This is a genomic window from Chitinophagales bacterium (assembly GCA_020636535.1).
Classification (GTDB): domain Bacteria; phylum Bacteroidota; class Bacteroidia; order Chitinophagales; family JADIYW01; genus JADJSS01.
The window spans coordinates 218,203-239,736 of sequence record JACJXT010000011.1; the positions used below are offsets into that span (position 1 = coordinate 218,203).

Consider the following 21,534-nt stretch of genomic DNA (forward strand, 5'->3'; position numbering starts at 1 on the left):
AATTATGCACAAACTTAAACACTTACTAATTCTTTTTTGCTTACTATTTTCAGTACAAGGATTTGCACAAATGAATTATCATTTTACTTATTCTGCCAATGTAAGCGAAATTGCAGACAACGAATATTGGGTAAATGTAGTCGTAAAGTTAGATAAGAATTGGCATATGTATAGTCAATTTACAGAAGATGGAGGACCATTGCCAACCATTTTTAAGTTCGATAAAAATCCAAATGTAGAATTAATTGGTAAAGTAAAAGAAACAGGAAAACTCGAAAAAAAGTTTGATGAATTGTTTGGTGTCAATGTAAGTTCTTATAGCAATACGCTTACCTTTAGTCAAAGAGTAAAAGTAAAAGCCAATACTACACTTAAAGGCGAATTCGATGGCATGGTTTGTAAAGACGAAGAAGGTTGTATGCCATTCGGTCCAGAATCTTTTGCAGCTAAATTAGCGTACAAAAATACTACAAGTAATACTACTAATAATAATTCTACACAAGAAACAACGACTACACCTACTAAAGAAAATCAAACGACTACAACAATTACAGAGCAACCAACAAATACTACTACCAATAATGTAGAAGACAATATTACTACTACAGAAAATGGTACTATAACAAATACAACTACAACAACAGATGATGTTGCAACACAAGACATCGACCAAAAAAGTGCTATCGATAATGTAAACACAGAAAAGTTTGATATTTCATATGCAAATAGTGCTTGTAGTGTACAAAACGATAAGAAAGATAAAAGTGCTTGGTTAATTTTTGTACTGGGTTTTTTAGGTGGATTAATAGCACTGCTTACGCCTTGTGTTTTTCCTATGATTCCATTAACTGTTAGCTTTTTTACTAAAGGCGGAAAAGACAAAAAACAAGGATTAAAGAAAGCATTACTTTATGGTATTTCTATAATTATAATATATGTTCTATTAGGATTAATTATTACAACTGTATTTGGTTCAGATGCATTAAATGCTATGAGTACCAATGTATGGTTTAATTTAATTTTCTTTATCGTATTTGTAATTTTTGCATTTTCTTTCTTTGGATTTTACGAAATCACGCTACCAAGTGCTTGGGCAAACAAGTCAGATAGCTTAGCAAGTAAAGGTGGAAACTTAGGTATTTTCTTTATGGCATTTACTTTGGCATTGGTATCGTTTTCTTGTACAGGACCAATTATAGGAACGCTTTTAGTAGAAGTAGCAACTGGTGGAGGTGCATCTATTCTAGGAAGAATTCCATTAAAACCATTAGTCGGAATGCTAGGATTTTCTACTGCATTGGCTTTACCTTTTACACTATTTGCTTTATTTCCGCAATGGCTACAATCTTTGCCAAAATCTGGAGGATGGATGAACACCGTAAAAGTATTCTTAGGTTTTATAGAATTGGCACTTGCTTTTAAGTTTTTATCTATTGCAGATATGACACAAAATTGGGGATTATTGCGTTGGGAAGTTTTTATGGCAATTTGGACACTTATTTTCTTTGCATTAGCACTATATAGTTTTGGCATCATCAAATTTCCACACGATAATAAAGGCGAAAAAATTAGTGCTACTAGAAAAATATTAGGCGTTTTAACTTTAATTTTTGTAGGATATTTGGCTTATAACGGAATCAAATATCAACCATTAAAATCGGTGTTGAGTGGTTTAGCTCCACCAGTTACTTATAATTTTAAAGACAAAAATCACGAACAGTTTATACACTTTAAAGACTACGACAAAGGTATGGCGTATGCTAAAACCAATAACTTACCAGTCTTGTTAGATTTTACTGGTTTTGGTTGTGTAAACTGTAGAAAAATTGAAGAAAATATCTGGACAAAAAAAGCAGTACAAAGCTTATTGCAGCAGTATGTCATCATTTCACTTTATGTTGATGACAGAACTGACTTACCAGAAAATGAGTGGTTTGAATCAGATGCTACAGGAAAAATGAGAACAGTAAAAACGGTTGGTCAGAAGTGGAGCGATTTCCAAGCCAAGCACTTTAAAACCAATTCGCAACCATATTATGTATTAGTAAGTAATCAGGAACAACTACTTAATCAACCAGTAGATTATTCTTTTTCTGCCGACGAAAAAAATTACATTAGTTTCCTAGAATGTGGACTAAGCACGAATAAAAAATTGGTGAAAGAATAGTTTACTCTATTTTTGCTTTAACTAAGAAGGAAAGTATAATTTCTATAAATCTTAAGTATATCTAATAAAAATCTCAATACTTACTAATCTATACTCATTGCTACTCAACTAAAAGCTTGGTTTAAAGCTAAAGGCAACTCTAAATGGTTTAATGTCTGTTTTGTCTTTCTGAGTTAATCGCCAGCTAAAATCTACTCTAAGTAGCTTTGCAATATTTTCTATAGCAAAACCAACTTCAGCATAAAAACCATTTAAGCCATTTAATGTACTTGGCAAATCGGTAAACGACACTTTCGATTTATCTAAACTGCCAACTGCCATTTTAGTTACAAAAACTTCTCGCAATCCAAGTTTTTTTATCAATGGAATTTTGTTGAAGAAAAATCCATTAAAATGATGTTCTAATAAAAAACTTATCATTTGGTCGGCAATGAACTCACCTTCATTCATATTAGTAAATCGGTCTTTTTCATATAAAAACGACTGATTTCCTCTTAGCACATGCAACAAAGGATAAGGTGCTTCTCCAAACAATTTAAAACCACGCAACTCTATAATAGAATGACCAATTGGTGTTGGCAATCTTTCTTCAATCAATAATTCTAGTTTATGATAGCTAAAATCGCTAATAAAACCTTTTAAGCTAAAATTATAGTCGAGTGTTATTCTTGGTAAATTACCTTTTACAAATCGTTCTCTTCTGGCAGTTTGTAAAAATTTAGCACCAGGTGTTGCTCGCATGGTAAAACTTGGTGAAAATATCTGAAATTTATTTCGATTAACTACAGTTCCATCATCAAGTGTTTTGATGAACTCAATTTTTCCTGGAATGGTTTGATAGTTCTTATAGTTGAAAGACAAACGAGTATTAAAATTAGGCAACCACTGTCTGTAATAAAATAAGTTAGCACTTTTTATATAAACTAAATCGGTGATAGACTGTGTTCTCAAAAGTGAGTTGTAAATATAGTCGTACTCTAAATCATTCGGCGATAATGAAAATCGTTGATAATCATCAGAGTAAGAAGCACCAATGCTATGATATCGTTTCTTTTTATCAGGTAATTTCGATGATATTTCTGCTCCATATTTTATTCGTTTATCTTTAGTACCATAAGCCAATTTGGTTCTAAATCTAATCCATTCACTCATTCGCCAATTGTTCCTAAAGTCAACACGAAGTCGCACACCTTCTACATCATTCCAACTAATTAACTGATATAAGTTACCAACTTCAAGCATTTGCTTTTTTCCCATTTTATAAAAACCACTAGAAAAAAATGAACCTAAAGTCGACATCGATTTATAAAACTTAGTTCGCTTCAAAGAATCAATCAAAAAATAAACTTTACCTTCTGATGTCGTTAAAGAATCATGTCTGCTTGCTAACCAAAACGAATCTTTTTGTCGATTATAATTTGGCAAATTAGTAACGCCAACTTCACTAAAAATGGTATCTGGAAAAATAGTATCTATGGCAATATCTTTTCTTGATATAGAACGATAAATCCGAACACTTTTAGCTTTTTTGCGTTTGGTAAAAGCAATGTTGGTACTTCTTTCTTCGCTCACTTTAAACCAACCTTTGTTTTCAACTTCTTCAAAGCGTTGTTTTAGCATAAAGTCGTTTACAAAGTTTAAGTTAGCTCTTTTGTCAATACTTAAATCAATTTTGGTAATGGCGAAAGAAGAATCTTCAATCCAAGCTCTACCATTAAATAGTAAGTCGCTTTTGCTTTTAGCAACAAAAGCCAATTGATAAATCCAAACACTATCTGCATTTTTAACACTATCTACTAAATAGTATCGATATAAAGTTAAACCACCATTGGCAAAAGGCAATAAAAAAGTCATACCATTTACTTGTGTCTGATTGTCGTAGATGTCGACTTCATCAAACGCAATATCTAGCAACTCAGAAAAACGCAATTGCTCAATACCAGAAATTTTGCTGGCTTTAACAAACGATTTACTTTTATCTGGTTTTTTTTGATAATATTCTTCGGTAATTGATTCTTTTAAAATAAGAGGCACATATTTAACACCATTTTCGGTAGAATCCATGTTTTCAATAACAAACCTAAATGGTTTTAAAATCTTCTTTTTTAGAATTTTGTCTTTGATGTTATATAAAGAAGCCACTGTTTTTGCATACTCTTCATATTGATAATTGTTGTACTGTTTAGGTCTATTGTCATCTTTATGAGCCACTACATTTCTAAAAATTCTAATGGCTACTGTATCTTTAGTTTTAACTTTTTTACTCGCTTGAATAACAAACTCTTGTAACATATAACCATCTGGTTTCATTTTTACAGTAATAGAGTCTTTAGAAAAAAACCGTTGCTTTAAAACTTCGTCTTTATAACCAAGAAAAGTAAAAACAATAGAATCTACATTTTCTTTAACAGTAAACTCAAAATAACCAGAATCATCAGTCATATATGCCTCTGTAGAACTTATTAAGATATTAGTATAAGGCAATAGTTCTTTAGTTTTTGCATCAACAACAATACCTTTTAGAGTAATGTCTGCTTTACTATAACTAACAACACCAAAAAGTGCAAATAATATGAATATAAACCGCTTCAATGTATTACAGTATAAAAATATTGTTATTCAACTTATTTTTTTAAATTTTGTTGATGGCTTAACAATTCTTTATCATCATTCTACTAAAAATCATACCAAATTATGAGTTTATCGTAATAAATAGCAAAATGCAACTTGCGTACATCAATAACTTGCATTACATTTATAACTATAAAAGAGTAATCAAAGTAATAATGTATTTTGGTTAGATAAAATATATAGGTTTTGCAATAGTTAATTAATGGTATAGAAATTAATAGAAAACGATAATTCAAGAGGTGTAAAAATAGATAAAACATGAGATTGAGAATTAATATATACTTTTATATTTTTATCATAGATGTTTTAATTGATTTATTCATTTTCTTATTAGCTTACATTCATCTTGGATACTTGCCTAAGTATGCAGTAGATGAGGAACCAAATGGTTTACTGTTTTTTAATTTAAGCTCAATTAGTAGTATTTTTTTCTTTGTAGTTCTTTTTAGCTTTATTTATGCTGTAATAAGAGTTATAATTTTAGTTGTTAAATCAATTAAATACAAACAAAAAATTAAATTAATTTATAACAAAAAGGTTTTAGCGGTTTTTCTAATTTGTATAATTTTAAGAATTATAATATATACATACTTTGGAGATACTATAGCTTGGATTCTTGATTAATATTAAACAACCTGAGTTCGGTTTTAAAACACCCAAAAATATTATAAGTATTTGATTTATATTGTATTAGTAGCATATTTTAGTAACTTAATAAGTGCGTAGCACTTCAACCTTATTAGAAATGATAGAAAATTTTATAAAATACAGCGTAGCGGTATAACCTTTAAGATTTGTCTAAATATAAATTGTTGATAAACAGTATTTTATAATAATTTTTAAACCGAAATCAGGTTCATAGCAGTAGAAGTGTAAAGTACTTTAATATAAGTAACCATGTGGTGAAACCTATGATAATAAACCCAATCTACCAAAACCATAACTTAACTACGATTTAACAATTAAAAACTAACATTTTATCGTTTTTATCAATACCTTTGCACCACTTTTAAGAGTAGCAATACTCTTTTGGGTAGTGACTGTCTTCGGTTTGAAGATAAGACTACAAGACAAATGATGATTTTTTTCAATACAATGTTTTGTATTCTTATTTATTACGCTTACCTTTGCAGTCCAAATTTTAAAAATTAATTGGAATGCCAACTATATCACAATTAGTAAGAAAAGGAAGAAAACAACTAAAAGAGACATCTAAGTCAAAAGCTTTGACTTCTTGTCCACAAAGAAGAGGTGTTTGTACAAGGGTTTACACTACTACACCTAAAAAACCAAACTCAGCACTTAGAAAAGTAGCTAAAGTAAGGTTAACTAACAAGTACGAAATCATTGCTTACATACCAGGCGAAGGTCATAACTTACAAGAACACTCTATCGTAATGATTCGTGGAGGAAGGGTTAAAGATTTACCAGGGGTAAGATACCACATCGTTAGAGGTGCTTTAGATACAGCTGGAGTAAACGACAGAAAGAAAAGTAGATCTAAATACGGTACTAAAAGACCCAAACCAGCTTCAAAATAATTATAACAGTCGCTAATTTTTTAATACAATGAGAAAGCAAAAAGCAAAAAAAAGATATTTAGCACCAGATCCAGTTTACAATGACGCATTGGTAACTAGATTTGTTAATAATATGATGGTTGATGGAAAGAAAAGCATCGCTTACAAATCTTTCTATGAAGCTATGGAAAAAGTAAAAGCTTCTACTGAAGAAGAAGGTTACGATATTTGGAAAAAAGCATTAGAAAATGTAATGCCATCTGTAGAAGTAAGATCTAGAAGAATTGGTGGTGCTACTTTCCAAATTCCTACACCTATCAGAGAAGATAGAAAAATATTCTTAACCATGAAGTGGTTAATTATGTTTGCAAGAAAAAGAAATGGCAAATCTATGGGCGAAAAATTAGCTCAAGAATTAATAGCAGCTTCTAAAGGAGAAGGTTCTTCTGTAAAAAGAAAAGAAGATATGCATAAAATGGCAGAAGCAAACAAAGCATTCTCTCACTTTAAAGTTTAATACAAGTAAAAAATGAAACGCGATTTAAAATATACAAGAAACATAGGTATTGCAGCTCACATCGATGCAGGTAAAACTACTACAACAGAGCGTATTTTATATTATGCTGGTGTAAATCACAAAATTGGTGAAGTACACGATGGTGGTGCTACTATGGACTGGATGGTTCAAGAACAAGAAAGAGGTATCACAATTACTTCTGCTGCTACTACCGTTTTTTGGAATTATAGAGGAGATCAATATCATGTAAACATCATCGATACACCAGGACATGTCGACTTCACTGTTGAAGTAAATCGTTCTTTAAGAGTATTAGATGGTCTAGTATTCCTTTTTTCTGCGGTTGATGGTGTTGAACCACAGTCAGAAACAAACTGGAGATTAGCAAATAACTATAATGTTGCTCGTATTGGTTTCGTAAATAAAATGGATAGATCTGGAGCTGACTTCTTAAATGTTGTTCAACAAGTTAAAGACATGTTAGGTTCTAATGCTGTTCCTTTACAATTGCCAATTGGTTCAGAAGATAACTTTAAAGGTGTGGTTGACTTAATCAACTTTAGAGGTATCGTTTGGAATACAGAAGATATGGGTATGACTTTCCAAGAAGTGCCAATTCCTGATGACATGATGGAAGAAGCTGTTAAATGGAGAGAAGTTTTATTAGAAGCAGTTTCTGAATACGACGAATCATTAATGGAAAAATTCTTTGATGATCCAGAGTCTATCACAGAAAGAGAAATCTTAGATGCATTAAGAAGTGCAACTATCGATATGAAGATAGTACCAATGTTATGTGGTTCTTCATTCAAAAATAAAGGAGTTCAAACAATGTTAGATTTGGTAATGGAAATATTGCCAAGTCCATTAGATAGAGGTGAAATCAAAGGTACTAATCCAGATACTGGAGAAGAAATCTTTAGAAAACCAAGTTTCGATGAACCATTTACTGCATTAGCATTTAAAATCGCTACAGATCCTTATGTTGGTCGTTTAGCATTTATGAGAGCTTACGCAGGAGTGTTAGAAGCAGGTTCTTATATCTACAACTCTCGTAGTGGAAACAAAGAAAGAATTTCTAGAATATTCCAAATGCACGCCAACAAACAAAATCCAATCGAAAGATTAGGTGCTGGTGATATTGGTGCTGCAGTTGGTTTCAAAGATATTCGTACTGGAGATACACTTTGTGCAGAAGGTAAACCTATCGTGTTAGAGTCAATGAAATTCCCAGATCCAGTTATTGGTTTGGCAATCGAACCTAAAACACAAAAAGATGCCGATAAATTAGGGATGGCTTTGGGTAAATTAGCAGAAGAAGATCCAACTTTCAAAGTAAGATACGACGAAGAAACTGCTCAAACAGTAATTAGCGGAATGGGTGAGTTACACTTAGAAGTTATCGTAGATAGATTATTAAGAGAGTTCAAAGTAGAATGTAACCAAGGTGCTCCACAAGTAAACTATAAAGAAGCAATCACTAATACTATTAAACATAGAGAAAAATATGCTAAACAGTCTGGTGGTCGTGGTAAGTTTGCCGATATTGATGTAGAAGTTGGTCCAGGTGAAGAAGGAAAAGAAGGTTTAACTTTCGTAAACAATATTTTCGGTGGTGCAGTTCCTAAAGAATTCATTCCTGCTGTTGAAAAAGGTTTCAAAGAAGCAATGAAAACAGGAGTATTAGCAGGTTATGATGTACCAAGCTTAAAAGTAACTTTAAACGATGGTTCTTATCACCAAGTCGATTCAGATTCTTTCTCTTTCGAGCAATGTGCTAAGTTTGCGTTCAGAGAAGCTTGTAAAAAAGCAGGACCAATCATTCTTGAGCCAATCATGAAATTAGAAGTAATCACACCAGAAGAAAATACAGGAGATGTAGTAGGTGACTTGAACAGAAGAAGAGGTATGATGGAAGGTATGGAAATCAAAAACAATGCTCAAGTAATTAAAGCAAAAGTGCCTTTGTCTGAAATGTTTGGTTATGTAACCGATTTAAGAACAATCACTTCTGGTAGAGCAACATCTATTATGGAATTTTCTCACTATGCTCCAGTTTCAAACAACTTAGCAGAAGAGATTATATCTAAAGCAAAAAGTAAAGTTAAAGCTGAATAATTTAAAATAATATGACACAGCGAATTAGAATAAAATTAAAATCGTACGACCACAACTTGGTAGATAAATCTGCTGAGAAGATTGTTAAAACTGTAAAAAATGCAGGTGCTTTGGTAACAGGTCCAATTCCTTTGCCAACCAACAAAAAAATATTTACTGTTTTAAAGTCGCCACATGTTAATAAAGAAGCAAGAGAGCAGTTTAAATTGTGTACTTACAAAAGATTGTTAGATATCTATAGTGCTACACCAAAAACAGTAGATGCTTTAATGAAATTAGAATTGCCAAGTGGTGTGGATGTAGAAATAAAAGTATAGTAAAATGAAAGGATTAATAGGTACTAAAATAGGAATGACTACAATCTTCGGTGAAGACGGAAGAGCAATACCTTGTACAGTATTGGAAGCTGGTCCTTGTGTAGTTACACAAAAGAAAACTACCGAAAAAGACGGATATGATGCTATTCAAATTGGCTTTGGAAATAAAAAAGAAAAAAATACTTCTAAAGCAATGAAAGGACATTTCCAAAATGCAAGCACTGCACCTAAAGCTAAATTAGTAGAATTTAGAGGAAACTTTGAGGATGTTAATGTTGGAGATGTAATTGATACTAACTTAATTCAAGAAAACGACAAAGTAGCAGTTACTGGAACTTCAAAAGGAAAAGGTTTTCAAGGAGTAGTTAAAAGACACGGCTTTGCAGGTGTTGGTGGTGCTACGCATGGTCAACACAACAGACTTAGAGCTCCAGGTTCAATCGGTGCTTGTTCAACGCCAGCTCGTGTTTTTAAAGGCATGAAAATGGCAGGTAGAACGGGTGGAGATAAAGTAAAAGTTACTCGTGCAAAAGTGATAAAAGTTCTTGCCGACCAAAATTTAATCTTAGTAAAAGGAGCAATTCCTGGTCATAAAGGAGCATTCGTAATTATTGAGAAGAAGTAAAATGAAAGTAGAAGTATTTAATATAGAAGGTAAAGCTACAGGCAGACAAATTGAGTTGAATGACGCAATATTTGGCGTTCAACCTAATGAGCATGTTATCTATTTAGCAGTAAAACAATACTTAGCTAACAGAAGAAGTGGTACACACAAAACTTTAGAAAAATCAGAATTATCTGGTTCAACTAAAAAATTGCATAAGCAAAAAGGTACTGGTGGTTCTAGAAAAGGAAGTATCAAAAATCCATTGTTTAGAGGTGGTGCTAGAATATTTGGTCCAAGACCTAGAAATTATGGCTTCAAACTAAACAAAAAAGTGAAAGAATTAGCTAGAGCTTCTGCATTATCATCTAAAGTAGCAAGTCAAACATTAAAAGTAATAGAAGATTTTTCTTTTGACGCACCAAAAACTAAAGAGTATGTAAAATTGCTTAAAAACTTTGATGTACAAAACTCAAAATCATTATTGGTTTTACCAGAGTTAAACGATAATATCTATTTAGCGTCAAGAAATATTCAAGGTGCTGGCTTAGTAATGGCTAACCAATTAAACGCTTATGATATCTTGAACAATAACATGCTTTTAATTAGCGAAAAAGCAATTGAATCATTGAATAATTCAAAAACAGAAAAAAAATAAACAATGGATATACTTAAAAAACCATTAATTTCTGAAAAAGCTTCTGCTATTACCGAGAAGCATAACAAATATGCATTCATCGTTGATAAAAAAGCTAATAAAATTGAAATTAAAAAAGCAGTAGAGCAGATGTATGGCGTTAATGTAGAAGAAGTAAACACTGCAATCATGCCATCTAAGCCAAAATCAAGATATACTAAAAAAGCAATTTTAACTGGTAGAAAAGGAGCTTATAAAAAAGCAATCGTAAAAATTGCAGAAGGTGAAGAAATAGATTTTTATAACGATTTGTAAGATTTAAAAACTAAGAAGAGATGTCAACTAAAAAATATACACCAGTAACTCCCGGGCTTAGATTCAAAGTTTCTAATGCTTTCGTAGAAGTAACAGAATCTAATCCAGAAAAGTCTTTATTGGTTACTCTAAGCAAAACAGGTGGTAGAAACCAAAATGGTCGTATGACCATGAGACAAAGAGGTGGTGGTCATAAAAGACAATATAGAATTGTAGATTTCAAAAGAAATAAATTTGATATTCCTGCTACAGTAAAATCTATTGAATACGATCCAAATCGTTCAGCATTTATCGCTTTAGTAGTGTATAAAGACGGAGAAAAAAGATACATCATTGCTCCAGAAGGTTTACAAGTAGGTCAAGAAATTATTTCAGGAAACAAAGTAGCTCCAGAAGTAGGAAATACATTACCATTAGCAAACATACCATTTGGTTCTATCATTCACAATATAGAATTACAACCAGGTAAAGGAGCAGTTATTTGTAGAAGTGCAGGTACATTTGCTCAACTTACAGGTAAAGACGGAAAGTTTGCAATCGTAAAAATGCCTTCTGGCGAAGTAAGATTAGTTTTATTAACTTGTTTAGCAACTATAGGTACAGTATCAAACTCAGACCATAGCTTACTAATCAAAGGTAAAGCAGGTGCATCAAGATGGGCTGGTAGAAGACCAAGAGTAAGAGGGGTAGCAATGAATCCAGTAGATCACCCAATGGGTGGTGGTGAAGGTAGATCTTCAGGTGGTCACCCAAGATCAAGAACGGGTATCATGGCTAAAGGTCAAAAAACTAGAAATACCAAAAAAGCATCTAATAAATATATAATTTCTAAACGCAAGAAAAAATAAAACATGGCTAGAAGTTTAAAAAAAGGGCCTTATGTAGCATACCATCTTCAAAAAAAAGTAGATGATATGAATGAATCTGGTAAAAAAACAATTATCAAAACATGGTCTAGAAGATCATTAATTACACCAGATTTCGTAGGACATACTTTCGGAGTTCATAATGGAAATAAATTTATTCCTGTTTATGTAACAGAAAATATGGTAGGGCATAAATTAGGAGAGTTTTCTCCAACAAGACAGTTTAAAGGACATTCAGGTAATAGAAAATAATTATAGTAATGGGAGCAAGAAAACAAATAGCAGCAAAAGCTAGAAAAGAACAAAAGAGTACACAATGCAGTGCAAAAGCTGTAGGTGTACCTACTTCTCCAAGAAAAATGAGATTAGTTGCCGATGCTATCAGAGGTAAAGATGTAATGCAAGCATTAAATATCTTAACATTCTCTACTAAACACGCATCAAATACTATGGAGAAATTGTTGCGTTCTGCAATTGCCAATTGGGAAAATAAATTTGAAATGGCTGCTGATGAAAGCGAACTATTTGTAAAAGAAGTTTTTGTTGATGGTGGTAGAACCTTAAAAAGATTCTTGCCAGCTCCAATGGGTAGAGCTTACAGAATCAGAAAAAGATCTAACCATGTTACCATTGTATTGGATAGCAGAAATCAACAATTAGCAACAGAGGTAGTTGAAGAAGAACAAATTGAAAATAACGAAAATTGATTTAGATAAATGGGACAAAAAGCAAATCCAATAGTTAATAGGTTAGGGGTCATCAGAGGATGGGATTCTAATTGGTACGGAGGTAAAAACTTCGGCGACAAATTAGTTGAAGACCAAAAAATTAGAAAATACCTAGACAAAAGAATTCAAAAAGGTGGCGTTTCTAAAGTAATTATAGAAAGAACTCTAAACCGTATTACTATTACAATCCATACTTCAAGACCAGGTATTATCATTGGTAAAAATGGTAGCGAAGTAGACAGCATCAAAGAAGAAATCAAAAGATTTACTAAAAAAGATGTACAAATCAATATCGTTGAAGTAAGAAGACCAGAAATCGATGCAGCAATTGTAGGCGAAACAATTTGCAAACAATTAGAAGCGCGTGTTAACTTCCGTAGAGCAGTTAAAATGGCTATCGCTTCTGCAATGAGATTAGGTGTAGAAGGTATTAAAGTTAAATGTTCAGGTCGTTTAGGCGGTGCAGAGATGGCTCGTTCTGAAGAATATAAAGAAGGTAGAACACCATTACATACTTTTAGAGCAGATATAGACTATGCTATAAAAGAAGCCAACACTATCTACGGTAAAATAGGCGTTAAAGTGTGGATTTGTAAAGGAGAAGTACTAACAAAAAGAGATTTATCTCCAAATGTAGGAGTAGAAGAAAATAGCAAAAAAGCTCCTAGAAGAGGAAATAATAGAGGCGGAGGAAGAAGAAAATAATTGTAAACTAGAAAACAGTAGTTGTCATGTTACAACCTAAGAAAGTAAAATTTAGAAAAGTACAAAAAGGAAGAAATAAAGGCATCGCTCATAGAGGTCATGAGCTAGCATTTGGTTCTTTCGGGTTAAAATCTCTTGATGAAGGTAGAATTACCAGCAGACAAATAGAAGCTGCTCGTATTGCACTTACCAGACACATGAAAAGAGAAGGTAGAGTGTGGATTAAAATCTTCCCAGATAAACCAATGACTAAAAAACCAGCAGAGGTGCGTATGGGTAAAGGAAAAGGTGCTTTAGACCATTGGGTGGCTTTAGTACAACCAGGTAGAATAATGTTTGAGATTGAAGGTGTACCAATGAAAACAGCTCAAGAAGCTTTAAATCTTGCAGCTCAAAAACTACCAGTAAAAGTAAAATTTGTAGTGCGTAGAGATTACGACGGAAATTAAAAATTGATAAAGATGCCAAGTAAAAAGTATCAAGAATTTGTAGAAATGTCAGTAGAAGATTTAAGCAACGAATTAGCTGCTAACAAATTAAAATTGACAAAAATGAGATTTAATCATGCAGTTAGTCCACTTGAAAATACTAATGTACTTAAAGAAACAAGACAAACAATTGCAAGAATTAAAACAGAACTTAAAAAAAGAGAATTAAATAACTAATAAGCTAAATTGCAAAAGCTATGAGCGAAGCAAATACAATAGAAAACAATATAGTTAGAAAGGAAAGAAAATCCAGAATAGGAATCGTTTCTTCTAACAAAATGGATAAAACTATCACAGTTACTGTAGAAAGAAAGCTACAACATCCTATGTATGGTAAGTTTATGAAAAAAACTAAAAAATTCCATGCACACGATGAAAAAAACGAATGCAATATCGGTGATACAGTTAGAATAATGGAAACAAGACCATTGTCTAAATCCAAAAGATGGAGATTAGTTGAAATAATTGAAAGAGCAAAATAGTCATGATACAAACAGAGTCTAGATTAAGAGTTGCAGATAATAGCGGTGCCAAAGAAGTACTTTGCATCAGAGTACTTAAAGGTACCAAAGCTAGATATGCTACTATTGGAGACAAAATAGTAGTTTCTGTAAAAGAAGCAGTGCCTGGAGGTAATGTTAAGAAAAAACAAGTTTCTAAAGCAGTTATCGTCCGCACAAAAAAAGAAATTAAAAGAAAAGACGGTACCTATATTCGTTTCGATGACAATGCCGTTGTACTTTTAAACAATAACGACGAGCCAAGAGGTACGCGTATCTTCGGTCCTGTTGCTCGTGAGTTAAGAGATAGAGATTATATGAAAATTGTTTCATTAGCACCAGAAGTACTATAACATGAAAAAGACATCAAATAATAAAAGGTTTACACCAAAATCAAAAATAAAAAAAGGCGATACTGTTGTAGTTATCTCAGGAAGCTATAAAGGTAAAGAAGCCAAAGTATTAGAGGTGTATCCAAAAACAAATAAAGCATTGGTAGAAGGTATAAATATTGTAAAAAAACACACTAAACCAAATGCACAAAATCAACAAGGCGGAATCGTAGAAGCAGAAGCACCAATCAATATCTCTAACCTAATGGTAGTAGTAGGTGGTCAAGCTACAAGAATAGGACGCCAAGTAGACGAGAATGGAAAAATTGTAAGAATTGCTAAAAAAACTGGGGAGGTAGTTAAATAATGAGTTACACACCAAGACTAAAGCAAAAGTATAACGAAGAAGTAGTTAAAGCACTTCAAGAAAAGTACAACTACAAATCAGTTATGCAAGTACCTAAGTTAACAAAAATAGTAGTTAACCAAGGCGTAGGTATTGCTGTAGGCGACAAAAAAATTATTGACACACAAGTTGATGAAATATCAAGAATAACAGGTCAAAAAGCAGTTGCCACTAAATCTAAAAAAGCAATATCAAACTTTAAACTAAGAGAAGATATGCCAATCGGTGTTAAAGTTACACTTAGAGGCAATAGAATGTATGAGTTCTTAGACCGATTAATCGCTGTGGCTTTACCTCAAGTAAGAGACTTTAAAGGCGTTAACGAAAAAGCTTTCGACGGAAGAGGAAACTATACCTTAGGAATTAAAGAACATATCATTTTCCCAGAAATAGACATTGATAAAATCAATAGAATTAGTGGAATGGATATTACTATGGTTACAACAGCTCAAACAGATGACGAAGCTTTCGCCTTATTATCTGCATTGGGATTACCTTTTAAGAAAAAATAAAAAATAAAATAGATGGCAAAAGAATCAATGAAAGCGCGTGATGCAAAAAGAGCAAAAATGATTGCTAAATATAAAGCTAAACGCGAGCAATTGAAAAAAGAAGGAAACTGGGAAGCATTAGATAAATTACCTAAAAATGCTTGTCCAGTAAGATATAGAAACAGATGTAAATTAACTGGAAGACCAAGAGGATACATGCGTTTCTTTGGCATCTCTAGAATTCAATTCAGAGACCTAGCAAGAAACGGTCAAATTCCAGGAATTTCAAAAGCAAGTTGGTAAAAATTATTATTAAAAATTAAAATTTCAAGGAGATGGTTACAGATCCTATATCAGATTATCTTACAAGAATTAGAAATGCACAAATGGCAGGTCACAGAATCGTAGACATTCCAGCATCTAACTTAAAGAAAAAAATTACCGAAATCCTTTTCGAAAACGGATATATTTTACAATATAAATTCGAAGAAGAAGGACCTCAAGGAATCATCAAAATTGCATTAAAATACAATGCAAGAACACATGAACCTGCAATCAGAGAACTAATTAGAATCTCTAAACCAGGTTTAAGAAGATATACACATGTAGATGGTATTCCTAGAGTAAAAAACGGATTAGGTATCGCTATTATGTCAACTTCTAAAGGAGTAATGACAGATAAACAAGCTAAACAACAAAATGTTGGTGGCGAAATATTATGTTTAATATCATAAATAATTAGAAATGTCAAGAGTAGGAAAAGCACCCATAAGTATTCCAGACAAAACAGAAATTTCAGTCTCTGATAAAAATGTCATTACAGTTAAAGGACCAAAAGGAACATTAACACAACCAGTAGACAGAGATATTACAGTTAAAGTTGAAGATGGACAAATTGCTGTAGAAAGACCAACAGACCAAAAAAGACACAAAGCACTACATGGTTTATATAGAGCTTTAATCAACAACATGGTAATTGGTGTTTCCGAAGGATATAAAAAAGAACTAGAAATTGTAGGTGTTGGTTTTAGAGCTACCAATCAAGGTCAACTACTTGAACTAGCTGTAGGTTACTCACATCCAGTATATGTATTAATGCCAGATGAAATCAAATTATCTACAGAAACAGTTAAAGGTCAACCACCAAGAGTTATCTTAGAAAGTATTGACAAACAATTAGTAGGTCAAGTAGCAGCTAAGTTAAGATCAATCAGAAAAATCGAGCCATACAAAGGAAAAGGTATCCGTTTTGTAGGCGAACAAATTAGAAGAAAAGCAGGTAAATCTGCCGCTAAAAAATAAAATGTTTAAGCAATGATAAGTAAAAATAAAATAACTCGTAGAGTTAAATTAAAATACAGAATCAGAAAAAAAGTAAGTGGTACAGCAGAAATGCCAAGACTATGTGTATTCAGAAGCAACACACATATCTACGCTAGCTTAATTGATGATGTTGCAGGAAAAACACTCTCAACAGTTTCTACAGCGAAAGTGGAGCAAAAAGGCAAAACAAAAACAGAACAAGCTAAAGAAGTAGGTACTGCAATTGCCGAAAAAGCTAAAGCACTAAACATTAACGCTGTAAAATTTGATAGAAATGGGTTTTTGTATCACGGTAGAGTTAAGGCATTAGCCGATGCTGCTAGAGAAGCTGGTTTATCATTCTAAATTAAGATTTATAAGTTATGCAAAATAAAGTAAAAGAAAATAAAGTAAGAGCTGCAGAACTAGAGTTGAAAGACAAAGTGGTGAGCATTCAAAGAGTTACCAAAGTAACAAAAGGTGGTAGAACTTTTAGCTTTTCAGCACTAGTAGTTGTTGGCGATGAAAATGGAACAGTAGGGTTTGGTTTGGGTAAAGCAAGAGAGGTACAAGGTGCTATCGCTAAAGGTATAGACGATGCTAAGAAAAACCTATTCAAAGTTCCTATTCTTAAAGGTACAATTCCTCACGAACAATTAGCTTTGTTCGATGGTGCTAAAGTATTAATTAAACCAGCTTCAGATGGTACAGGAGTTATCGCAGGAGGTTCTATGCGTGCCGTTTTAGAAAGTGCTGGCGTACACAATGTATTAGCAAAATCTCAAGGATCATCAAATCCACACAATGTGGTTAAAGCTACTATTAAAGCTTTAACAATGTTGAGAGATCCATACACAGTAGCTAAAGACAGAGGTATTAAATTAAGTAAAGTTTTTAACGGATAATTATGGCTAAGGTTAAATTAACTCAAGTAAGAAGTGTAATTGGTCAAACTAAAAGACAAAAAGATACTGTAAAAGCGCTTGGTCTTAGAAAAATCAATCACTCAATAGAAAAAGAACTATCACCACAAGTTAGTGGAATGATAGAGAAAGTAAAACATTTATTAATTGTAGAAAATATTTAATAATGAGCATCTCATTAAATAACTTAAAACCAGCTAAAGGAGCAGTTAAAAAAAGAAAGAGAATAGCCAGAGGTCAAGGTTCTGGTAAAGGTGGTACAGCTGGAAAAGGACATAAAGGAGCACAATCTCGTTCTGGTTATAAATCTAAAAGAGGTTTTGAAGGTGGTCAAACACCTTTACAAAGAAGACTACCTAAAGGTGGCTTCAAAAATCCAACCAGAGTAGAGTTCGAAGTAATTAACTTAGCTAACTTACAAGCACTAGCAGATAAGTTTGGCGTAACAGACTTTACTTACGAAAAGCTTAGAGAAATGAAAATTATTCAAAAGTCGCATAAACTAAAAGTATTAGCAAATGGCGACTTAACAACTAAAATTAATATTCATGCTCATGCTTTTAGTGCTAAAGCTAAAGAATCAATTGAAAAACTTGGTGGCGTAGCTACTATTATATAATTGTATTATGAACAGATTTTTTGAATCGATAAGAAATATATTTACTATTAAGGAGCTAAGAAATCGAATCTTACTTACGCTAGCACTATTATTTATTTATCGTTTCGGATGTTATGTAGTTTTACCAGGAATAGATCCTGCCGCATTAAACAACTTACAAAGTCAAAGTGGCAAAGGTATTATGGGCATGTTCGATTTATTTGCAGGTGGTGCTTTCTCTAGAGCAGCCATTTTTGCATTAGGTATCATGCCATATATTTCTACTTCAATTGTAATGCAGTTACTTACACTAGCAGTTCCGTATTTCCAAAAATTACAAAAAGAAGGAGAAAGCGGAAGAAAGAAAATTACAAATTATACAAGAATTGGTACCGTATTCGTAACCATGTTCCAAGCATCAGCATATGTAAAATTCCTAACAGGCACAGTGCCAATGAGCCAAGATTTAAATATGTTTACTTTTTGGTTAACAACAGTAGCATGTTTAACAGGTGGTACCGTATTCGTAATGTGGTTAGGAGAGCAAATTCAAGAAAGAGGAATTGGTAATGGTACATCAATCATTATCATGGCAAACATTATTGCAAAATTACCAGGTTCATTTATTGCAGAAGTACAAGCAAGATTTGCAGCAGGTGGTAGTGGTATTTTAATGTTAATGATAGAATTAGCACTATTAACAGCAGTAGTAGTAGCAACAGTAATGTTAATTAAAGCTATTAGAAAAGTGCCTTTAAGTTATGCAAAACAAATGCAAGGCAATGCAGCATATAACAGTAGTAGAGGTTTCTTACCATTAAGAGTAAATGTAGCAGGTGTAATGCCAATTATCTTTGCACAAGCATTCTTATTTATTCCAGCTACAGTAGCACAATTATTTCCAGATAGCTCTGCTAGCGGTCTTTTACACAAAATGACAGATTTTACTTCTGTACCATATAATATTATTATGTTTTTAATGGTAGTGTTGTTTACTTATTTCTATACAGCACTTATCATGAATCCAACACAAATGGCAGACGAATTAAAAAGAAGCAATGGCTACATTCCTGGTGTAAAACCTGGAGCTAGCACTGCCGAATATATAGATACTATTTTATCAAGAATAACTTTACCTGGTTCTATCTTCTTAGGTTTAATTGCTATCATGCCAGCATTTGCCAAAATGTTAGGCGTAAATAGTCAATTTGCTTATTTCTTTGGTGGAACTTCATTATTAATACTTGTAGCAGTAGTGTTAGATACAATGACACAAATTGAAACTTATCTACTCAATCGTCATTATGATGGATTAACCCAAACTGGTTCAAGATTAAAAGGTAGAATATATAGCGATTCAGGTTTCTAATTGTCGGATATGATTACGATCAAAAGTCCAGCAGAAATTGAATTAATAAAAGAGAGTTCTTTACTTGTTAGCAAAACTTTGGCATCACTGGTAGAATTTATTCAACCTGGTGTCCAAACAAAAAAATTAGATCAAATTGCAGAAGATTTTATAAAATCCAATCAAGCAACACCATCTTTTAAAGGATACAATGGCTTTCCTGCTAGCTTGTGCATTTCTGTAAATGAGCAAGTAGTACACGGTTTTCCAAGCGATTATATCATACAAGAAGGAGATGTATTGTCTATAGATTGTGGCGTTTATAAAAATGGATATCATGGCGATTCAGCTTTTACTTTTCCAGTAGGAAAAATTAGCGAATCAACCAAGGCACTGCTACAATCTACTTACAATGCTTTGTTTTTAGGCATCGACCAAGCTGTTGCTGGCAATAGAGTTGGCGATATTGGTTTTGCTATTCAAAACTATGCAGAAAAGCAAAAAGGATACGGCGTTGTTAGAGATTTAGTAGGTCATGGTATTGGTAGAAATCTGCACGAAGCACCTAATATTCCAAATTATGGCAAAAGAGGCAAAGGTACACAACTTAAAGAAGGAATGACAATTGCCATCGAACCTATGATTAATTTAGGCACTTGGAATGTTAAACAGCTTAGCGATAACTGGACAATAGTTACTGCCGATGGGAAACCAGCAGCACATTACGAACATACTGTTGCAGTTATGAAAAGCAAAGCAGAAGTGTTAAGTGATCATAATTTAATATTAAAAGAAATAAAAAAGTCGCAATATATTGAAGATTTTCTTTAATTATTACGATATTTGCAGTCCGAAATTCGGAAGGATATAAAATATGGCGAAACAAGACTTAATAAAATTAGACGGAGTGATAACAGAAGCATTATCAAATGCAATGTTTAGAGTGAAGTTAGAAAATGACCACGAAATATTGGCAACCATTTCAGGAAAAATGAGAATGAATTACATTAGAATTTTACCTGGAGACAAAGTAGCGGTTGAAATTTCTCCGTATGATTTAGATAGAGGTAGAATAACTTTTAGATATAAATAAAATATAAGATGAAAGTAAGAGCATCAGTAAAAAAGAGAAGTGAAGACTGCGTTATTGTACGCAGAAAAGGAAAAATTTATGTGATTAATAAAAAAAATCCACGATTTAAACAAAGACAAGGTTAATTATGGCTAGAATTTCAGGAATAGACTTACCAAAAAATAAAAGAGGTTGCATTGGCTTAACCTATATTTATGGTATTGGACCAGTTAGAGCAAAATATATCTTAAACAAAGCTGGTATAGACGAAAATAAAAAAGTAAACGATTGGAACGATGATGAGCAAACTGCTATCAGAAACATCATCAACGAAGAGTTTAAAGTAGAAGGTGCTTTGCGTTCAGAAGTTCAATTAAACATCAAACGATTAATGGACATCGGTTCGTACAGAGGTATCAGACACAGAAAAGGATTACCAGTTAGAGGTCAAAACACCAAAAGAAACGCTAGAACTAGAAAAGGTAAGAAGAAAACTGTTGCTGGAAAGAAAAAAGCTACTAAATAATAGATAAATTTTAATAGAATGGCACAAGCTAAAAAAACAACCAAAAAAAGAGTAGTTAAAGTAGAAGCCGAAGGATATGTTTATATCAAATCTACTTTTAACAACATCATTATATCTTTTACCAACAAAGCAGGTCAAGTAATCTCTTGGAGTAGTGCAGGAAAAAATGGTTTCCGTGGCTCTAAGAAAAGTACACCTTATGCTGCTCAAATCGCTGCTCAAGACGCAGGTCAAGTAGCTTACGATGCTGGTTTGAGAAAAGTAGAAGTTTTTGTAAAAGGACCAGGTAGTGGTAGAGAGTCAGCTATTAGAACGGTTGCTGCTATAGGTATTGATGTTACTATTATTAGAGATGTAACACCACTTCCTCACAACGGATGTCGTCCTCCAAAAAGAAGAAGAGTATAATTTAAAAAAGAAAAA

32 protein-coding genes are annotated in these 21,534 nt (G+C 32.7%); 31 read left to right on the top strand and 1 reads right to left on the bottom strand.

Translation table 11 applies throughout. From position 1 onward, the window contains the following. Window positions 1-70 precede the first annotated feature (70 nt). Complete coding sequence (locus tag H6553_01340) at window positions 71-2,167, top strand: thioredoxin family protein (GenBank protein MCB9032462.1); 2,097 nt, start codon at window positions 71-73, stop codon at window positions 2,165-2,167. 108 nt (window positions 2,168-2,275) lie between these two features. Here H6553_01340 and H6553_01345 read toward each other — a convergent pair whose 3' ends face one another. Further along, window positions 2,276-4,759 (bottom strand): carboxypeptidase-like regulatory domain-containing protein, encoded by a 2,484-nt coding sequence (locus H6553_01345; protein MCB9032463.1) that lies wholly within the window; start codon window positions 4,757-4,759, stop codon window positions 2,276-2,278. A gap of 1,196 nt (window positions 4,760-5,955) precedes the next feature. Between H6553_01345 and H6553_01350 the strand changes: the two genes are divergently transcribed. The 30 genes from H6553_01350 to rpsK are packed head-to-tail and all read left to right on the top strand — an operon-like array spanning window position 5,956 to window position 21,519. Then, complete coding sequence (locus tag H6553_01350) at window positions 5,956-6,339, top strand: 30S ribosomal protein S12 (protein MCB9032464.1); 384 nt, start codon at window positions 5,956-5,958, stop codon at window positions 6,337-6,339. 28 nt (window positions 6,340-6,367) lie between these two features. Further along, window positions 6,368-6,835, top strand: coding sequence for a 30S ribosomal protein S7 (gene rpsG / locus H6553_01355; protein ID MCB9032465.1), 468 nt, complete (start codon window positions 6,368-6,370; stop codon window positions 6,833-6,835). Between the two features lie 12 nt (window positions 6,836-6,847). Continuing rightward, complete coding sequence (gene fusA / locus H6553_01360; protein ID MCB9032466.1) at window positions 6,848-8,953, top strand: elongation factor G; 2,106 nt, start codon at window positions 6,848-6,850, stop codon at window positions 8,951-8,953. An 11-nt stretch (window positions 8,954-8,964) separates the two neighbouring features. Next, entirely contained in the window at window positions 8,965-9,270 is a 306-nt protein-coding gene (gene rpsJ / locus H6553_01365) for a 30S ribosomal protein S10 (GenBank protein MCB9032467.1), read from the top strand. 4 nt (window positions 9,271-9,274) lie between these two features. Further along, entirely contained in the window at window positions 9,275-9,895 is a 621-nt protein-coding gene (gene rplC / locus H6553_01370; protein MCB9032468.1) for a 50S ribosomal protein L3, read from the top strand. A 1-nt stretch (window position 9,896) separates the two neighbouring features. After that, window positions 9,897-10,532 carry a 50S ribosomal protein L4 gene (gene rplD, locus H6553_01375; protein ID MCB9032469.1) on the top strand — a complete coding sequence of 212 codons (636 nt, stop codon included), beginning with the start codon at window positions 9,897-9,899 and terminating at the stop codon, window positions 10,530-10,532. 3 nt (window positions 10,533-10,535) lie between these two features. Further along, window positions 10,536-10,826: a 50S ribosomal protein L23 gene (rplW, locus tag H6553_01380; GenBank protein ID MCB9032470.1), complete on the top strand. Its 291-nt coding sequence runs from the start codon at window positions 10,536-10,538 to the stop codon at window positions 10,824-10,826. Between the two features lie 20 nt (window positions 10,827-10,846). Continuing rightward, window positions 10,847-11,674 carry a 50S ribosomal protein L2 gene (rplB, locus tag H6553_01385; protein ID MCB9032471.1) on the top strand — a complete coding sequence of 276 codons (828 nt, stop codon included), beginning with the start codon at window positions 10,847-10,849 and terminating at the stop codon, window positions 11,672-11,674. 3 nt (window positions 11,675-11,677) lie between these two features. Beyond that, complete coding sequence (gene rpsS, locus H6553_01390; GenBank protein ID MCB9032472.1) at window positions 11,678-11,944, top strand: 30S ribosomal protein S19; 267 nt, start codon at window positions 11,678-11,680, stop codon at window positions 11,942-11,944. A gap of 8 nt (window positions 11,945-11,952) precedes the next feature. Beyond that, window positions 11,953-12,399 (top strand): 50S ribosomal protein L22, encoded by a 447-nt coding sequence (rplV, locus tag H6553_01395; protein MCB9032473.1) that lies wholly within the window; start codon window positions 11,953-11,955, stop codon window positions 12,397-12,399. Between the two features lie 9 nt (window positions 12,400-12,408). Continuing rightward, window positions 12,409-13,125: a 30S ribosomal protein S3 gene (gene rpsC, locus H6553_01400; protein MCB9032474.1), complete on the top strand. Its 717-nt coding sequence runs from the start codon at window positions 12,409-12,411 to the stop codon at window positions 13,123-13,125. A gap of 26 nt (window positions 13,126-13,151) precedes the next feature. Further along, window positions 13,152-13,574: a 50S ribosomal protein L16 gene (gene rplP, locus H6553_01405; protein MCB9032475.1), complete on the top strand. Its 423-nt coding sequence runs from the start codon at window positions 13,152-13,154 to the stop codon at window positions 13,572-13,574. A gap of 12 nt (window positions 13,575-13,586) precedes the next feature. After that, window positions 13,587-13,790: a 50S ribosomal protein L29 gene (gene rpmC / locus H6553_01410; GenBank protein MCB9032476.1), complete on the top strand. Its 204-nt coding sequence runs from the start codon at window positions 13,587-13,589 to the stop codon at window positions 13,788-13,790. A 20-nt stretch (window positions 13,791-13,810) separates the two neighbouring features. Beyond that, the gene (gene rpsQ / locus H6553_01415; GenBank protein ID MCB9032477.1) at window positions 13,811-14,095 is read left to right on the top strand and encodes a 30S ribosomal protein S17; all 285 of its coding nucleotides are present in this window, start codon (window positions 13,811-13,813) and stop codon (window positions 14,093-14,095) included. 2 nt (window positions 14,096-14,097) lie between these two features. Beyond that, the gene (gene rplN / locus H6553_01420; protein ID MCB9032478.1) at window positions 14,098-14,466 is read left to right on the top strand and encodes a 50S ribosomal protein L14; all 369 of its coding nucleotides are present in this window, start codon (window positions 14,098-14,100) and stop codon (window positions 14,464-14,466) included. Window position 14,467: 1 nt separating this feature from the next. Then, entirely contained in the window at window positions 14,468-14,812 is a 345-nt protein-coding gene (gene rplX, locus H6553_01425) for a 50S ribosomal protein L24 (protein ID MCB9032479.1), read from the top strand. After that, complete coding sequence (gene rplE, locus H6553_01430) at window positions 14,812-15,363, top strand: 50S ribosomal protein L5 (GenBank protein ID MCB9032480.1); 552 nt, start codon at window positions 14,812-14,814, stop codon at window positions 15,361-15,363. The genes rplX and rplE overlap by 1 nt, the downstream gene beginning before the upstream one ends. 12 nt (window positions 15,364-15,375) lie before the next feature. Then, complete coding sequence (gene rpsN, locus H6553_01435; GenBank protein MCB9032481.1) at window positions 15,376-15,645, top strand: 30S ribosomal protein S14; 270 nt, start codon at window positions 15,376-15,378, stop codon at window positions 15,643-15,645. A gap of 32 nt (window positions 15,646-15,677) precedes the next feature. Beyond that, window positions 15,678-16,076: a 30S ribosomal protein S8 gene (gene rpsH, locus H6553_01440; protein MCB9032482.1), complete on the top strand. Its 399-nt coding sequence runs from the start codon at window positions 15,678-15,680 to the stop codon at window positions 16,074-16,076. A 10-nt stretch (window positions 16,077-16,086) separates the two neighbouring features. Continuing rightward, window positions 16,087-16,644, top strand: a complete 558-nt coding sequence (rplF, locus tag H6553_01445) for a 50S ribosomal protein L6 (protein MCB9032483.1) — start codon at window positions 16,087-16,089, stop codon at window positions 16,642-16,644. Between the two features lie 12 nt (window positions 16,645-16,656). Then, window positions 16,657-17,010, top strand: coding sequence for a 50S ribosomal protein L18 (locus tag H6553_01450; GenBank protein MCB9032484.1), 354 nt, complete (start codon window positions 16,657-16,659; stop codon window positions 17,008-17,010). 17 nt (window positions 17,011-17,027) lie between these two features. Next, a complete protein-coding gene (gene rpsE / locus H6553_01455) occupies window positions 17,028-17,549 on the top strand; it encodes a 30S ribosomal protein S5 (protein MCB9032485.1) in 522 nt (173 codons plus the stop codon). Between the two features lie 2 nt (window positions 17,550-17,551). Then, a complete protein-coding gene (gene rpmD, locus H6553_01460) occupies window positions 17,552-17,731 on the top strand; it encodes a 50S ribosomal protein L30 (GenBank protein ID MCB9032486.1) in 180 nt (59 codons plus the stop codon). 8 nt (window positions 17,732-17,739) lie between these two features. Beyond that, window positions 17,740-18,186, top strand: a complete 447-nt coding sequence (gene rplO / locus H6553_01465) for a 50S ribosomal protein L15 (GenBank protein MCB9032487.1) — start codon at window positions 17,740-17,742, stop codon at window positions 18,184-18,186. A gap of 7 nt (window positions 18,187-18,193) precedes the next feature. Beyond that, window positions 18,194-19,534 carry a preprotein translocase subunit SecY gene (gene secY / locus H6553_01470; GenBank protein ID MCB9032488.1) on the top strand — a complete coding sequence of 447 codons (1,341 nt, stop codon included), beginning with the start codon at window positions 18,194-18,196 and terminating at the stop codon, window positions 19,532-19,534. A gap of 9 nt (window positions 19,535-19,543) precedes the next feature. Next, window positions 19,544-20,344 (top strand): type I methionyl aminopeptidase, encoded by an 801-nt coding sequence (gene map, locus H6553_01475; GenBank protein ID MCB9032489.1) that lies wholly within the window; start codon window positions 19,544-19,546, stop codon window positions 20,342-20,344. 43 nt (window positions 20,345-20,387) lie between these two features. Further along, complete coding sequence (gene infA, locus H6553_01480; GenBank protein ID MCB9032490.1) at window positions 20,388-20,606, top strand: translation initiation factor IF-1; 219 nt, start codon at window positions 20,388-20,390, stop codon at window positions 20,604-20,606. A gap of 8 nt (window positions 20,607-20,614) precedes the next feature. Beyond that, complete coding sequence (gene rpmJ, locus H6553_01485) at window positions 20,615-20,731, top strand: 50S ribosomal protein L36 (GenBank protein MCB9032491.1); 117 nt, start codon at window positions 20,615-20,617, stop codon at window positions 20,729-20,731. Window positions 20,732-20,733: 2 nt separating this feature from the next. Then, window positions 20,734-21,111 (top strand): 30S ribosomal protein S13, encoded by a 378-nt coding sequence (gene rpsM / locus H6553_01490; protein MCB9032492.1) that lies wholly within the window; start codon window positions 20,734-20,736, stop codon window positions 21,109-21,111. Window positions 21,112-21,129: 18 nt separating this feature from the next. Beyond that, window positions 21,130-21,519 (top strand): 30S ribosomal protein S11, encoded by a 390-nt coding sequence (rpsK, locus tag H6553_01495; protein ID MCB9032493.1) that lies wholly within the window; start codon window positions 21,130-21,132, stop codon window positions 21,517-21,519. Window positions 21,520-21,534: the final 15 nt, after the last annotated feature.

Coding starts and splice junctions, on each gene's coding strand:
- rpmD (MCB9032486.1), top strand. CDS start 17,552: ATGGCTAAGGTTAAATTAACTCAAGTAAGAAGTGTAATTGGTCAAACT.
- rpsS (MCB9032472.1), top strand. CDS start 11,678: ATGGCTAGAAGTTTAAAAAAAGGGCCTTATGTAGCATACCATCTTCAA.
- rplP (MCB9032475.1), top strand. CDS start 13,152: ATGTTACAACCTAAGAAAGTAAAATTTAGAAAAGTACAAAAAGGAAGA.
- rplN (MCB9032478.1), top strand. CDS start 14,098: ATGATACAAACAGAGTCTAGATTAAGAGTTGCAGATAATAGCGGTGCC.
- rplD (MCB9032469.1), top strand. CDS start 9,897: ATGAAAGTAGAAGTATTTAATATAGAAGGTAAAGCTACAGGCAGACAA.
- fusA (MCB9032466.1), top strand. CDS start 6,848: ATGAAACGCGATTTAAAATATACAAGAAACATAGGTATTGCAGCTCAC.
- H6553_01450 (MCB9032484.1), top strand. CDS start 16,657: ATGATAAGTAAAAATAAAATAACTCGTAGAGTTAAATTAAAATACAGA.
- rpsG (MCB9032465.1), top strand. CDS start 6,368: ATGAGAAAGCAAAAAGCAAAAAAAAGATATTTAGCACCAGATCCAGTT.
- rpsE (MCB9032485.1), top strand. CDS start 17,028: ATGCAAAATAAAGTAAAAGAAAATAAAGTAAGAGCTGCAGAACTAGAG.
- rpsJ (MCB9032467.1), top strand. CDS start 8,965: ATGACACAGCGAATTAGAATAAAATTAAAATCGTACGACCACAACTTG.
- rpsK (MCB9032493.1), top strand. CDS start 21,130: ATGGCACAAGCTAAAAAAACAACCAAAAAAAGAGTAGTTAAAGTAGAA.
- rplE (MCB9032480.1), top strand. CDS start 14,812: ATGAGTTACACACCAAGACTAAAGCAAAAGTATAACGAAGAAGTAGTT.
- rplB (MCB9032471.1), top strand. CDS start 10,847: ATGTCAACTAAAAAATATACACCAGTAACTCCCGGGCTTAGATTCAAA.
- rpsH (MCB9032482.1), top strand. CDS start 15,678: ATGGTTACAGATCCTATATCAGATTATCTTACAAGAATTAGAAATGCA.
- rplX (MCB9032479.1), top strand. CDS start 14,468: ATGAAAAAGACATCAAATAATAAAAGGTTTACACCAAAATCAAAAATA.
- rplV (MCB9032473.1), top strand. CDS start 11,953: ATGGGAGCAAGAAAACAAATAGCAGCAAAAGCTAGAAAAGAACAAAAG.
- rplC (MCB9032468.1), top strand. CDS start 9,275: ATGAAAGGATTAATAGGTACTAAAATAGGAATGACTACAATCTTCGGT.
- rplF (MCB9032483.1), top strand. CDS start 16,087: ATGTCAAGAGTAGGAAAAGCACCCATAAGTATTCCAGACAAAACAGAA.
- rpsN (MCB9032481.1), top strand. CDS start 15,376: ATGGCAAAAGAATCAATGAAAGCGCGTGATGCAAAAAGAGCAAAAATG.
- rpsM (MCB9032492.1), top strand. CDS start 20,734: ATGGCTAGAATTTCAGGAATAGACTTACCAAAAAATAAAAGAGGTTGC.
- rpmC (MCB9032476.1), top strand. CDS start 13,587: ATGCCAAGTAAAAAGTATCAAGAATTTGTAGAAATGTCAGTAGAAGAT.
- rpmJ (MCB9032491.1), top strand. CDS start 20,615: ATGAAAGTAAGAGCATCAGTAAAAAAGAGAAGTGAAGACTGCGTTATT.
- map (MCB9032489.1), top strand. CDS start 19,544: ATGATTACGATCAAAAGTCCAGCAGAAATTGAATTAATAAAAGAGAGT.
- H6553_01350 (MCB9032464.1), top strand. CDS start 5,956: ATGCCAACTATATCACAATTAGTAAGAAAAGGAAGAAAACAACTAAAA.
- H6553_01340 (MCB9032462.1), top strand. CDS start 71: ATGAATTATCATTTTACTTATTCTGCCAATGTAAGCGAAATTGCAGAC.
- infA (MCB9032490.1), top strand. CDS start 20,388: ATGGCGAAACAAGACTTAATAAAATTAGACGGAGTGATAACAGAAGCA.
- secY (MCB9032488.1), top strand. CDS start 18,194: ATGAACAGATTTTTTGAATCGATAAGAAATATATTTACTATTAAGGAG.
- rpsQ (MCB9032477.1), top strand. CDS start 13,811: ATGAGCGAAGCAAATACAATAGAAAACAATATAGTTAGAAAGGAAAGA.
- rpsC (MCB9032474.1), top strand. CDS start 12,409: ATGGGACAAAAAGCAAATCCAATAGTTAATAGGTTAGGGGTCATCAGA.
- rplW (MCB9032470.1), top strand. CDS start 10,536: ATGGATATACTTAAAAAACCATTAATTTCTGAAAAAGCTTCTGCTATT.